The organism is Marinobacter sp. LV10R510-11A (assembly GCF_900215155.1).
Lineage (GTDB): Bacteria > Pseudomonadota > Gammaproteobacteria > Pseudomonadales > Oleiphilaceae > Marinobacter.
Genome location: NZ_LT907980.1, coordinates 2,361,848 through 2,373,850, shown reverse-complemented (window position 1 = coordinate 2,373,850; position 12,003 = coordinate 2,361,848). Strand labels below are relative to the sequence as shown.

The window sequence follows — 12,003 nt, the reverse complement described above, 5'->3', positions numbered from 1 at the left end:
AGGAACAGTGTCTGCACCATGACTGAGCGTGCCCAATTGCAACAGGCTCGTCGCTTGGTTGTAAAAATCGGAAGTGCCTTGCTGACCAATGATGGCCGTGGCCTGGATGTGGATGCGCTGGGGCTTTGGGTTGATCAGATGGCTGCGCTGGTAAAGCAGGGCGTAGAGTTGGTGGTGGTTTCCTCAGGTTCCGTGGCGGAGGGCATGAGCCGCTTGGGCTGGAAAAAACGCCCGGAGCGGTTGCATGAGGTACAGGCCGCCGCTGCCGTAGGCCAGATGGGGTTGGTGCAAACTTGGGAAGCGCAATTCAAGCGCCACGGTATTCATACCGCCCAAATTCTGCTGACCCACGACGATCTTTCTGATCGTAAGCGCTACCTGAATGGTCGAAGTACGCTCAGGGCGCTGCTGGATTTTGGCGTTGTGCCTATCGTAAACGAGAATGATACGGTGGTTACCGATGAGATCCGCTTTGGCGATAACGACACCCTAGGAGCTCTGGTTACCAACGTAGTTGAAGCCGATGGCCTGATTATTCTTACCGATCAGCTTGGTTTGTTTGATAAAGACCCTCGCAAAAACCCAGATGCCAGCCTGATCACAGAGCGCTTTGCCGGTGATCGTGAGCTGGATGCCATGGCGGGTGACAGCGCTGGTGCGCTAGGCCGAGGCGGCATGCAAACCAAGCTTCGTGCTGCGCGTTTGGCGGCGCGGTCGGGAGCGTTCACGGTCATTGTGGGCGGCCGTATTGAAGGTGTTCTCAGCCGGCTACGCCAAGGTGATGTTGTTGGCACTCTGCTGCTTCCGGAGCAGGGGCGTATCGCAGCACGCAAGCAGTGGCTGGCCAGCCATTTGCAGACCCGCGGCAAGCTAACGCTGGATGAAGGTGCGGTAAAAGTGCTTCGCCAAGGTGGTCGCAGTTTGCTTCCGGTTGGTGTGAAGGGTGTTGTCGGGCGATTCCGGCGTGGCGAGATGGTGTCTTGTGTGGGCGAAGATGGCAATGAGATTGCCCGCGGGCTTGTAAATTATGGTGCGGATGAGGCGAGTGCAATAGCCGGCCGCTCAAGCAGTAGTATTGCCGACATTTTGGGGTACATTTCCGATGAGGAAATGATTCACCGAGATAACTTGGTTATTGTGTAAACGGAAACGGGTTATCTAAACCAAAAAAACCGGCTAAAAGGCCGGTTTTTTATTCGCAGTAAGAGCTTTCTAGCGCTGTGCGCTATCAGTCGCTCTTCAGCGCCTTGATCTTAGTGACCATACGGCTCTTCTGGCGGGCAACCTTGTTTTTGGTGAAGATGCCCTTGTTAACCATGCTGTCCATGATTGGCTGGGCAGTCTTGAAGGCAGCCTGAGCTTCTTCGTAGTTGCCGGACTCAATTTTGGTCTGAAACTTTTTCATGTAGGTACGAGTCATGGAACGCAGGCTGGCGTTGTGCTTGCGGCTGTTCTCGTTCTGACGTGCGCGTTTTTTGGCTTGCGGGGTATTTGCCACCGTAAAACTCCTGAGTACTGAAAGTTCGTTACTGAATGATTCGTACGGAAAGCTCTGAGCAACATACCATCCAGAGGCTCCCTAAATCGCGGGCGCGCCATAACCGGCGCGTCGAATTAAATGACGCGGAACTATGCCGCTCAAACCCGTAAATGTCAATACCGGGCTCCATATAGATCCACGGCACAAAAGGCCTGTGGTAAACTCGCGGCTCGCCGGACACGGGTGCAGCAGGGAAGCAGGTAATTCCCGAGATACCCGGCCGAAAGTGTGTGCAACCCCGGATAAAAACCCGCATGTCATCGCAACCCGAAACGTCACCGGAAAAACAGCCACCTGCCCGAGCGCCCGGCCTGCTTCGTTCTTCTGGCTTAGTGGGCATTATGACCATGTTTTCCAGGGTTTTGGGCCTGGTGCGAGATATGGTGATTGCGCGCTATTTCGGCGCTGGTGCCGGGGCGGATGCGTTCTTTGTCGCGTTCAAAATACCCAATTTCTTACGCAGGTTGTTTGCCGAAGGCGCGTTCTCTCAGGCGTTTGTGCCTGTGTTGTCTTCATATCGTGCGAAGCAAGAAATTTCTGAGGTAAAACGCCTGGTGGATGCAGTTGCCGGCTCTCTGGGTCTGGTTCTGCTGGGCATCACGCTGGTCGCCATGTTGGGCGCGCCGCTTCTCACCGCCGTTTTTGCCCCTGGCTTTCTGGGTGACGACGTTAAATTTGCGCTGACCAGCGACATGCTGCGCATCACCTTCCCCTATTTGTTGATGATTTCTCTAACGGCGTTTGCCGGCGGCATCCTCAACAGCTATGACCGCTTTGCGGTGCCGGCCTTCACGCCCGTGTTACTCAACCTCTCGATGATCGGCGCGGCCGTTTACCTTGCCCCCCTGATGAACGAGCCGATTATGGCTTTGGCCTGGGGGGTGCTCATTGCCGGCGCATTGCAGCTGTTCTTCCAGTTGCCATTTCTAATGCGGCTAGGGCTTATGCCTCGGCCCCGAGTTGATTACCGGCACGAAGGCGTCAGCCGCATACTCAAACTGATGGTGCCCGCTCTGTTTGGTGTGTCGGTTAGCCAGATAAATCTTCTGTTGGATACCGTTCTGGCGTCGTTTCTGCAAACAGGTAGCGTGTCCTGGCTGTATTATTCAGACCGGCTTGCGGAACTGCCCTTGGGTGTATTCGGAATTGCGATTGCAACCGTTATTCTGCCAAGCCTGTCTCGTAAGCATGCGGCCTCTTCAACGGATCAATTTGCCGCTACGCTAGACTGGGCAGTTCGTGCGGTGCTAATTATCGGTGTTCCGGCGGCGCTGGCGCTGGTCTTACTGGCCGAGCCATTGATTGCGACGCTGTTCCATTATGGCGAAGTCACCGATATGGATGTGGCCATGTCGGCCCAGAGCTTGCGAGCTTACTCCGCCGGGTTGCTGGCTTTCATGGTTATCAAGGTGTTGGCGCCGGGCTTTTTTGCACGGCAAGACACCCGCACGCCGGTCAAAATCGGCATTATTGCCATGGTTGCCAATATGGTGTTCAACCTGGCGCTCATTGTACCCCTGGCCCACGCGGGCCTCGCACTGGCAACGTCGCTATCAGCCTGGCTTAACGCCGTGTTGCTCTGGCGAGGTCTCAAGCGACAAGGCGCCTGGAAAAGCCAGCCAGGTTGGGGGAAATACCTCACTCAGATTGGCCTGGCTAACGCTGCTATGGTCGCTGTTATCCTCTGGCTTAATATGCCTGTAATGCGCTGGCTGTCGGCGGATGGCATCGAGCGTTCTTTGTATATGGGTATGCTGGTGGTTGCTGCTGGTGGTGCCTACTTCGTTGTTCTGGCGTTGACGGGGGTGCGGGTAAGACATTTCCGCCAGAGGTGAGGTATAATCGCGCGTTTTCTCGACAGTGCTTTGCCCATGGGTAAGCGCTGAAAGCCAACTGGCAAATGAAGGTTCGCATTGCATGCGTCTGATCCGGGGCCTGACCAACCTGAAAATGCTTTCCAGGCAGGTGAATGCACCGCTGGCAGAAGGCTGTGTTGCCACCATCGGCAACTTCGACGGCGTTCATCTTGGCCATCAAACCATCATCGATCAGGTAAAGCGCAAAGCCACGGCTTTAAGTTTACCTTCGGTGGTTATGGTTTTTGAGCCTTTGCCAAGGGAATTCTTTCAGGGTCTGGAAGCGCCTCCCCGGCTTATGGGGTTCCGACAAAAGCTTGAAGCTCTGCTGATCGCAGGCATTGATATCGTGTTATGCGTGAGATTCGATGAAACCTTTCGCAGTTATTCCGCCATGGATTTCATAAACAACGTTCTGATTGACGGGCTGGCAGTGCGCCACTTGGTTGTTGGCGATGATTTTCGTTTTGGCTGCGACCGTGCGGGGGATTTTGCGCTGTTGGAACAGGTGGGTAAAACCGCCGACTTTTCCGTGGAAAACACGTGCACCGTAACCGTGGCAGGCGAGCGTGTGAGCAGCACGGGAGTTCGCAACCTGCTGCTTGATAATCAGCTGAGCAAGGCCGAGTCTTTGCTTGGGCGCCCATACGTTATTCACGGTCGCGTCGTTTATGGCAGGCAGTTGGGCCGCCAAATTGGATCGCCCACAGCAAATATCCTGCTACACCAGATGCCGGCTTTGCGGGGCGTTTATGTGGTTGGCGTTACGCTTGACGACGGAACCACACACGACGGTATTGCCAACATCGGCCTGCGCCCCACGGTGGATGGCAAGCAGCCAGCGCTGGAAGTGCACCTGTTCGACTTTACTGGCACACTTTACGGCCAGCATATTAGCGTTGTGTTCCGCCACGGGCTGCGGGATGAAGAGAAATTTGATTCTATTGATGCGCTCAAAGCGCAGATCGCCAGGGATTTCGACGCTGCACGAGCGTGGCTGACCAAATAAACTGACCTAAAGAGTACGCACACGAACCATGAGCGACTATAAGCACACCCTGAATCTGCCGGAAACCGCGTTTCCCATGCGTGGTAATCTAGCCAACCGTGAGCCTGAAATGCTCAAGCGGTGGCAGGATCTGAACGTATACGCCAACCTGCGCAAGCAGCGCGAAGGGCGTGAAAAGTTCATCCTTCACGATGGCCCTCCCTACGCCAACGGCAGCATTCACATTGGTCATGCGGTCAACAAGATTCTGAAGGACATGATTGTTAAATCCCGTGGCTTCATGGGCTTTGATGCGCCCTACGTGCCAGGCTGGGATTGCCATGGCTTGCCGATTGAACACAAGGTTGAGCAGAAGATTGGCAAGGCCGGTGTGAAGGTCGACTACAAAACCTTCCGCCAAGCGTGCCGGGATTACGCCACCAAGCAGATCGCTGGCCAAAAAGCCGACTTTATTCGCCTAGGCATCATGGGTGAGTGGGATAAGCCCTACCTAACCATGGACCCGAAAGTAGAAGCGGGCATTGTGCGGGCGCTGGGCAAGATCGTCGCCAAGGGCCACTTGATTCGGGGTTACCGGCCGGTTTACTGGAGTGTGGTGGGTCAGTCCGCGCTTGCAGAGGCCGAAGTGGAATACCAGGACAAAACCTCGACGCAGATTGATGTGCGCTTCACCGCCGTAGATCAGGCAAAAGCCCTGTCGCTGTTTGGCACAGACAAAGGCGAAGGTGATGTGTCCGTGGTTATCTGGACCACCACGCCCTGGACTATTCCTGCTAACCAAGCGGTATCGCTCAATGCCGATCTGGATTATGCGCTGGTACAGGTTGACGCGGGCAATGGCCCAGAACGGATGATTCTGGCGGCTGCCTTGGTCGAAGGCGTTATGGCGCGCTGGGAAATTGAAAACTTTGAAGTGCTAGGCACCTGCCTGGGCACAGGTCTTGAGCACCTTGCGTTGCACCACCCGATTTATGACAAGCAGGTACCAGCAATTTTGGGTGACCACGTGTCTCTCGATGCCGGTACCGGCGCCGTGCACACAGCGCCTGATCACGGCATGGAAGACTTTGTGGTCGGCAAAATCTACGGCATTGGTACGTTGAACATGGTTCAAGCCGATGGCACCTACACCAGCGCCACCGGTGAGTTCGCAGGTGTTCATGTTTACAAGGCCGACGATCCCGTATGCGATGCACTGGTGCGCGAAGGCAAACTGGTTCGCAAGGAAAAATTCCGCCACAGCTTCCCCCATTGCTGGCGTACCAAAACGCCTCTGATTTACCGGGCCACGCCGCAGTGGTTTATCAGCATGGAGAAAGAGAACCTCCGCGCAGACGCATTGGAAGCTATTAAGGGCGTGCGCTGGATTCCTGCCTGGGGCCAGAACCGTATTGAAGGCATGGTCCAGCAGTCTCCGGACTGGTGTGTCTCACGCCAGCGCACCTGGGGCGTGCCGATCACCCTGTTTATCCACAAAGAAACTCAGGAACTGCACCCGGATACCCAAGGCCTGATTGAGAAAGTAGCCCAGGCCATTGAAACCGGTGGCATTGACGCTTGGTACGAGATTGATACCCGTGAACTGCTGGGTGACGATGCCGACCACTACGAAAAAGTTCTGGACACGCTGGATGTGTGGTTCGATTCCGGCGTGACTCACGACTCCGTGTTGCGCGTGCGACCCGAGCTGGGCCAGTTCCCGGCGGATCTGTACCTAGAAGGCTCTGACCAGCACCGTGGCTGGTTCCAATCCTCACTGAAAACCTCCATCGCAATGAACGGCGTGGCGCCCTACAAGCAGGTGTTGACCCACGGGTTCACCGTGGATGGCAAAGGCCTTAAGATGTCCAAGTCGCTGGGCAACGTGATCGTGCCCCAGGAAGTTATGAATGAGCTGGGCGCAGACATTCTCCGCCTGTGGGTTTCAGCAACCGATTACAGCGGCGAGATGACGGTTTCCAAGGACATCTTGCGGCAAACCGCCGACGGGTATCGCCGTATCCGCAACACCTCGCGCTTCCTGTTGAGCAACCTCACAGGCTTTGATCCGAAGCAGCATGCGGTCGCGCCAGAAGACATGATTGCGCTGGACCGTTGGATGGTCGATCGCGCCCTGCAATTGCAGAACGAGCTGCATGAGGACTACCAGAACTACGACTTCCTGAGGATTTACCAGAAAGTATATAGCTTCTGTGAAGCTACGCTGGGCGGATTTTATCTCGATATCATCAAAGATCGACAATACACCACCCAAGCCGATAGCCTGGCGCGGCGTTCTTGCCAAACTGCGCTTTACCAGGTGGCCGAAGCACTGGTGCGCTGGATTGCACCCATTCTGAGCTTTACCGCCGATGAGATCTGGCAGCACTTGCCGGGTGAGCATGGTGATACCGTGTTTTACGAAACCTGGTACGAAGGCCTGACGGCACTTCCTGAAAACGCCGAGCTGGGACGCGACTACTGGCGCCGGATGTACGGCGTGAAAGAAGCTGTAAACAAATGCCTGGAAGAATCCCGAGCACGTGGTGAAATCAAGGGCTCTCTGAGCGCCGAGGTCACGCTCTATTGTGAAGGCGATTTGGCGGCCGATCTAGAGAAGCTTGGAGAAGAGCTCCGCTTTGTGCTGATTACGTCCGAGGCAACTGTGAGGCCAGTATCGGAAGCGGGCAGTGCCGAGATGACCAGCTGCGAAGGTTTGCGGCTAAAAGTGGCGCCTGCTACCCACGCCAAATGCGAACGCTGCTGGCATCATCGGGAAGACGTAGGTACCCAGCCCGGGCACGAAGACCTGTGCGGCCGCTGTGTGACCAATGTGGAAGGGGCGGGTGAAACCCGATCGTTTGCCTAATGGATACGGCAATGATGAGTGAGAAAACAACCGGAACCCAACTGAAATGGCTCTGGCTGGCGGCGCTGGTGCTGGTGCTTGATCTGGGCACCAAAGCCATAGCGACAGCCATGCTGACCTACGGTGACCCGGTGCCGGTTATCCCCATGTTTAACCTCACTTTGCTGCACAATACCGGGGCCGCATTTAGCTTCCTTGCCGGTGCGGCCGGCTGGCAGCGTTGGTTCTTCGTAACGCTGGCGTTGGTGGTTAGTGTAGTGCTGGTCGGCTGGCTGAGAAAGCTGCAGCACCATGAAACCTGGTCAGCCATCGCCATCGTGCTGATTTTGGGCGGTGCCCTTGGTAACGTATACGACCGGCTTGTGCATGGTTATGTTGTCGATTTCCTGCATTTTTATTGGCAGGACTGGCACTTTCCCGCATTTAATCTGGCCGACACTGCCATTACCATAGGTGCAGCCATGATGATTCTTGATATGTTCCGCAAGCCTGCCGATTCCGGCAAGCCGGCGAACGGGAGCGAATAAAGCCCATGAAAGAACTGCCTGTAGATAAGGGAACACGCGTAACCCTGCACTTTGCGCTGAAATTCGAGAGCGGCGAAGTGGTTGATACCACCTTCGATAAAAATGCGGCGACGCTGGAAATAGGTGATGAAAGCCTGCCGCCGGGCTTTGAAGCCTATCTGATGGGTATGAAAGCCGGCGACAAAGCTAGCTACGAAGTGCCACCTGAAAAAGCCTTTGGCCAGCACAACCCTAGCAATGTGCAAACATTTAAACGGCACGAATTCAGTGCCGATATGGTGCTAGACCCAGGCGTAATGATCTCCTTTGCCGACGCGCGCCAGCAGGAGTTGCCAGGAGTAGTCAGCCGCGTGGAAGGGGATGAGGTGGAAGTGGATTTCAATCACCCGCTGTCCGGGCGTACACTGACCTTTGATGTTGAAATTGTTGACGTAGAACCGGCAGGGCAGACGCACTGACTATGCACATTAGATTGGCAAACCCCCGTGGATTTTGTGCTGGCGTAGATCGCGCCATCGAGATAGTGAATCGCGCTCTGGATGTATTCGGTGCGCCCATTTACGTGCGCCACGAGGTGGTACACAACAAGTTTGTTGTTGACGACCTCCGCAATCGCGGTGCCATCTTTGTGGAAGAACTGGATGAAGTGCCAGACGACAAGCTGGTTATCTTCAGCGCCCACGGCGTCTCCCAGGCCGTGCAGAAAGAGGCGGCCCGCCGTGGCCTGAAAGTGTTCGATGCCACCTGTCCGCTGGTCACCAAGGTACATCTAGAAGTCGTGCGCTACAGCCGCGACGGCCGCGAGTGCGTACTAATCGGGCACCAAGGCCACCCGGAAGTGGAAGGCACCATGGGCCAGTACGATCACAGTACCGGTGGCGATATCTATCTGGTTGAGAATGAAGCAGACGTCTCACGCCTGGAAGTAAACGACCCAGCCCGCGTCTCCTATGTTACCCAAACCACGCTTTCCATGGACGATACCGCCCGCGTGATCGACGCGCTGCGTGAGCGATTCCCCGAGATTGAAGGCCCGCGCAAAGACGACATCTGCTACGCCACCCAAAATCGCCAGGATGCCGTAAAGCAACTGGCCGGCGACTGCGACTTAATGCTGGTTGTGGGCTCCCCAAACAGCTCCAACTCCAACCGCCTGCGCGAGCTGGCGGAACGCATGGGCACCCCTGCCTATCTGATCGACGAAGCCTCACAGATTGATCCTCAATGGCTGGAGGGTAAATCCTCCATAGGCGTTACCGCGGGTGCCTCCGCCCCGGAAGTTCTGGTTAACGATGTGATTAGCCGCCTGCAGGATCTTGGAGGTAGCGTGCCGGAGGAGATTGCTGGGCGTGAGGAGAATATTGTTTTTTCTATGCCTAAAGAGTTGCGGATTGATGCGGTGAATGTGTGATGTGTATCACGCATTAAAACCCTGAAGGCCGCTCATCCTCTGCAAACCGCCACTTGTCTGGAACAACTGGCGGTTTTTTAGTGCTGTTGTATCTTACAAACATGAAAATTTGTTCAGGAACCGAGCCCATGCGCAAGAGAGGGGTGTTTTGATGAGAAGTGTGAATGGTTTCACGCTGATTGAAATGATGGTGACTATTGCCGTAGCGGCGATCCTGATCAGCATCGCGGTGCCATCATTCCGTAACCTGATCGTGAGTAATCGGTTGAATACACTTTCCACTGAAATGGTAGATGCGATCAGCTTTGCCCGCTCCGAATCAATCAAACGCAATAGCCCGGTTGTTCTTTGCCGCGTCGCAAGCGCTACCGCGACCGCTTGCAATTCGGATACCCTGTGGACGCATTGGGTCATTCTTTCAGGTACGGATGTGATCCGTCGGGGTGAGGTTAACAGCCACAACTCAACGATCGAGGTGTCCTCTGATCTGACGGATGACGAAGTCGTTTTCGGAGGCGACGGCCTGGCCCGCTCAGGTGGAGTGATCGTCAGTGAGAGTGGATCCGAAATTTCCATCTGCAGTACTTCTGGCCCTAGTGAGTCCATTAGAAATGTCACTTTTGGGGCTGCAAGCCGGGTGTCTACGTACAAAATTGCGGGTACCTGCTCATGAATACACTAAAAGCAACGACAGGCCTTAACACACAACACGGGCTCGGCCTCATCGAGGTGCTGATTACGGTTCTTGTGCTGGCCATTGGTTTGCTCGGGTTGGCGTCGCTTCAGCAGGCGTCCATACGCAATAACCAGAGCGCTATGGAGCGTTCGATGGGGGTGGTGCAATCCTATTCCATCATCGAAGCAATACGAGCCGACCCGGACTCCGCGAAGAGCGGGCGCTTCAACATAGCTATAGGTGATACACCCTCAGGCAGCACTTTCCCAGCGAATACTCTGACGATGTGGCGTAGCGAATTGACACAAAATCTGGGCGCCGCCGCGACTGGGTCGGTCGACTGTGATGGAACTAGCTGCACCGTGATTATCCAATGGGACGACAGCCGCGGGCTGGCTGGCGACAACACGCAGGAAATTATGACCGAGGTGCATTTATGAGCCGCAATTTTTCTCGATCTATAACTGCATTCTATTTTCGTAGCCGGGGTCTGGCGCTAGTGGAACTGATGATCTCCCTCGTACTGGGTCTGGTCATTATTAGTGCAGTGACCGGCATCATGCTTTCCAATATGCAGGGGTTTCGCACCACGCGCGGTTTGTCGCAAGTGCAAGATGCCGCAAGGGTAGGTTTTGAGCTACTTGCGCGAGACATTCGCCAAGCAGGTAACGTTCCATGTGGAAATGACATACCGGTCGTTAATGTACTGAACGATGCTCAAGGGGATCCTGATGATGTGCCATGGGAGTACGACTTTAATAACGCATTTATTGGTTTCGATGGCGACACCAGCCTAGAGGGCGTTAATAACCAGATTCAGAATACCGAATCAATTGTAATGCTGTCTGGCGCCGCATCGGACATCTATGTATCGGACTACCCCATAAATAACAACGGCGCCTCTTTCACTATCGACACCGCTAGCGGTGGACCGACCGGACTGGCTGATGGTGAGATTTTAATGATATGCAATGAAAAACAGGCAACTATCTTTCAGCTAACTCAATCTGGAAACAGCGGAAACAGCGGAAACAGCGGAAACAGCGGAAATGGAGGTGGCGGTAATTCTGGCGAAAACGTGGTCGTCAATACAGGCGGTAGTACTAGTCCCGGCAACTGCAGCAAGGGACTCGGACCTGTCATACCTGGGAACAATTCCAGCCAGCCCTGCGACACGAATGGGAACGCCGGTCCTTTTGATAAGAATGCGGTGATTGCGAGTCTGAGCAGCGTTGCATGGTACATCGGTGATAATGGCCGGCCTGACGAAGGTGGTCGATCTCTTTATATGGCGCGTCTAGGCACTAATTCCGGAGATGCGGTTCTGCGCCGTATTGAAATAGCCTCTGGAGTGACCGACCTGAATTTCCGTTTCAGGCTGATTGATACTGCGGATTTTGTGGATGCCGACACCATTACAGCTGCTAACCGATGGGCTGATGTTAATGCGGTCGAAGTCTCCATGAGCCTTCTAAGCCAAGATCAGAATATATCCACGTCAGATGCTGAAAATGGCCGTCTTGAGCGCAGTTTCACCAGTGTTGTAGCCATTAGGAGCCATTCGTTATGAATACGTATCAATCGGCAGGTAGACAATCCGGCGCTGCACTCTTGGTCGCCCTTATCATGCTTCTGATATCGACAATGGTCGGGCTGGCTTCTATGCGGGGTACCACGATGAATGAAAAGATGAGTTCGAATATGTACGACCGCTCGCTTTCCTATCAAGGAGCAGAGGCTGCACTCCTTGCTGGCGAGGCTGCGCTACTGGCCGACCCCGACATCGCAATAGACTGTACCCTTGTGAATGTTGAATGCCCCCCTTCACCAGGCACCACTTTTACCAGCACTACTACCGGTTGGACCTCGGTAGGCGCGGACTTCGAGGTGAATGAGACTCTGCTAGGCTCAACGCCGCAGTTTTACGTTGAGCGGATGGGTGTTGTTGGTGGTAGTGACGAGTTTGGGTTAGATGGCAGCGCTAACTGCTCTAATTACGGGGGGTGCGATGAGGCACCGCCAAGTGCGGCCTCATTTCGTATTACCGGCCGCAGCGGAACACCTGCGGCGGACGGGCGTTCGGTTGTAGCGCTTCAAATTACTGTCAAACAGAATCTGTGATGCACCAGAGAGGAG

The 12,003-nt window shown here is 54.8% G+C and carries 12 protein-coding genes; 11 read left to right on the top strand and 1 reads right to left on the bottom strand.

Annotated features, from left to right (window positions below; genetic code table 11):
* Window positions 1-18: 18 nt before the first annotated feature.
* The gene (gene proB / locus CPH80_RS11370) at window positions 19-1,143 is read left to right on the top strand and encodes a glutamate 5-kinase (protein ID WP_096277874.1); all 1,125 of its coding nucleotides are present in this window, start codon (window positions 19-21) and stop codon (window positions 1,141-1,143) included.
* Window positions 1,144-1,228: 85 nt separating this feature from the next.
* Here proB and rpsT read toward each other — a convergent pair whose 3' ends face one another.
* On the bottom strand, window positions 1,229-1,498 hold the full coding sequence (rpsT, locus tag CPH80_RS11365) for a 30S ribosomal protein S20 (protein ID WP_096277872.1): 270 nt from the start codon (window positions 1,496-1,498) through the stop codon (window positions 1,229-1,231).
* 296 nt (window positions 1,499-1,794) lie between these two features.
* On the opposite strand from rpsT, the gene murJ reads away from it, so the two are divergent.
* From murJ to CPH80_RS11315, 10 genes are all read left to right on the top strand, one after another.
* Window positions 1,795-3,375 carry a murein biosynthesis integral membrane protein MurJ gene (gene murJ / locus CPH80_RS11360; RefSeq protein ID WP_096277870.1) on the top strand — a complete coding sequence of 527 codons (1,581 nt, stop codon included), beginning with the start codon at window positions 1,795-1,797 and terminating at the stop codon, window positions 3,373-3,375.
* A gap of 82 nt (window positions 3,376-3,457) precedes the next feature.
* Complete coding sequence (gene ribF, locus CPH80_RS11355; protein ID WP_096277868.1) at window positions 3,458-4,405, top strand: bifunctional riboflavin kinase/FAD synthetase; 948 nt, start codon at window positions 3,458-3,460, stop codon at window positions 4,403-4,405.
* Window positions 4,406-4,433: 28 nt separating this feature from the next.
* Window positions 4,434-7,253, top strand: a complete 2,820-nt coding sequence (gene ileS, locus CPH80_RS11350; RefSeq protein ID WP_096277866.1) for an isoleucine--tRNA ligase — start codon at window positions 4,434-4,436, stop codon at window positions 7,251-7,253.
* Between the two features lie 11 nt (window positions 7,254-7,264).
* A complete protein-coding gene (gene lspA, locus CPH80_RS11345) occupies window positions 7,265-7,780 on the top strand; it encodes a signal peptidase II (RefSeq protein WP_413772233.1) in 516 nt (171 codons plus the stop codon).
* A 5-nt stretch (window positions 7,781-7,785) separates the two neighbouring features.
* Window positions 7,786-8,238 carry an FKBP-type peptidyl-prolyl cis-trans isomerase gene (gene fkpB / locus CPH80_RS11340; protein ID WP_096277862.1) on the top strand — a complete coding sequence of 151 codons (453 nt, stop codon included), beginning with the start codon at window positions 7,786-7,788 and terminating at the stop codon, window positions 8,236-8,238.
* Between the two features lie 2 nt (window positions 8,239-8,240).
* Entirely contained in the window at window positions 8,241-9,191 is a 951-nt protein-coding gene (ispH, locus tag CPH80_RS11335; RefSeq protein WP_096277860.1) for a 4-hydroxy-3-methylbut-2-enyl diphosphate reductase, read from the top strand.
* A 151-nt stretch (window positions 9,192-9,342) separates the two neighbouring features.
* On the top strand, window positions 9,343-9,864 hold the full coding sequence (locus CPH80_RS11330; RefSeq protein WP_096277858.1) for a GspH/FimT family pseudopilin: 522 nt from the start codon (window positions 9,343-9,345) through the stop codon (window positions 9,862-9,864).
* Complete coding sequence (gene pilV, locus CPH80_RS11325) at window positions 9,861-10,307, top strand: type IV pilus modification protein PilV (protein ID WP_096277856.1); 447 nt, start codon at window positions 9,861-9,863, stop codon at window positions 10,305-10,307. Before CPH80_RS11330 ends, pilV begins: the two co-directional genes overlap by 4 nt.
* A complete protein-coding gene (locus tag CPH80_RS11320) occupies window positions 10,304-11,437 on the top strand; it encodes a PilW family protein (RefSeq protein WP_096277854.1) in 1,134 nt (377 codons plus the stop codon). Before pilV ends, CPH80_RS11320 begins: the two co-directional genes overlap by 4 nt.
* Window positions 11,434-11,988, top strand: a complete 555-nt coding sequence (locus CPH80_RS11315; protein WP_096277852.1) for a PilX N-terminal domain-containing pilus assembly protein — start codon at window positions 11,434-11,436, stop codon at window positions 11,986-11,988. Before CPH80_RS11320 ends, CPH80_RS11315 begins: the two co-directional genes overlap by 4 nt.
* Window positions 11,989-12,003: the final 15 nt, after the last annotated feature.

Excerpts from the sequence above, each read along its gene's own strand:
- CPH80_RS11330 (WP_096277858.1), top strand. The coding sequence starts at position 9,343 with ATGAGAAGTGTGAATGGTTTCACGCTGATTGAAATGATGGTGACTATT.
- fkpB (WP_096277862.1), top strand. The coding sequence starts at position 7,786 with ATGAAAGAACTGCCTGTAGATAAGGGAACACGCGTAACCCTGCACTTT.
- ileS (WP_096277866.1), top strand. The coding sequence starts at position 4,434 with ATGAGCGACTATAAGCACACCCTGAATCTGCCGGAAACCGCGTTTCCC.
- ribF (WP_096277868.1), top strand. The coding sequence starts at position 3,458 with ATGCGTCTGATCCGGGGCCTGACCAACCTGAAAATGCTTTCCAGGCAG.
- murJ (WP_096277870.1), top strand. The coding sequence starts at position 1,795 with ATGTCATCGCAACCCGAAACGTCACCGGAAAAACAGCCACCTGCCCGA.
- proB (WP_096277874.1), top strand. The coding sequence starts at position 19 with ATGACTGAGCGTGCCCAATTGCAACAGGCTCGTCGCTTGGTTGTAAAA.
- CPH80_RS11315 (WP_096277852.1), top strand. The coding sequence starts at position 11,434 with ATGAATACGTATCAATCGGCAGGTAGACAATCCGGCGCTGCACTCTTG.
- lspA (WP_413772233.1), top strand. The coding sequence starts at position 7,265 with ATGATGAGTGAGAAAACAACCGGAACCCAACTGAAATGGCTCTGGCTG.
- ispH (WP_096277860.1), top strand. The coding sequence starts at position 8,241 with ATGCACATTAGATTGGCAAACCCCCGTGGATTTTGTGCTGGCGTAGAT.
- CPH80_RS11320 (WP_096277854.1), top strand. The coding sequence starts at position 10,304 with ATGAGCCGCAATTTTTCTCGATCTATAACTGCATTCTATTTTCGTAGC.
- pilV (WP_096277856.1), top strand. The coding sequence starts at position 9,861 with ATGAATACACTAAAAGCAACGACAGGCCTTAACACACAACACGGGCTC.